The sequence below is a fragment of the Citrobacter sp. wls714 genome (assembly GCF_005281025.1).
Taxonomy (GTDB): domain Bacteria; phylum Pseudomonadota; class Gammaproteobacteria; order Enterobacterales; family Enterobacteriaceae; genus Citrobacter; species Citrobacter werkmanii.
The window spans coordinates 1-274 of the sequence record NZ_SZWZ01000052.1; the positions used below are offsets into that span (position 1 = coordinate 1).

The 274-nt window shown below is 55.1% G+C and carries 1 protein-coding gene; it reads left to right on the forward strand.

All coding sequences use genetic code 11. The features are described 5' to 3' along the window. Positions 1-17 precede the first annotated feature (17 nt). A partial coding sequence (locus tag FDX11_RS11420; RefSeq protein ID WP_032199429.1) for a DUF932 domain-containing protein occupies positions 18-274 on the forward strand: 257 nt, incomplete at its 3' end.

Below are 274 nucleotides of genomic sequence, written 5' to 3' on the forward strand. Positions count from 1 at the left end.
TTATGAGGAGTCTGCTTATGACCCGTCTGGCTTCGCGCTTTGGCGCAGCAAACCTTATCCGTCGCGACCGTCCGTTAACCCGTGAAGAGCTGTTTCGCGTAGTGCCCAGTGTATTCAGTGAGGACAAACACGAGTCCCGTAGTGAGCGTTATACCTATATACCCACCATCTCCCTGCTCGACAGCCTACAGCGAGAAGGCTTCCAGCCATTCTTTGCCTGTCAGACCCGCGTGCGTGACCCGGGTCGTCGTGAACATACAAAGCATATGCTGCG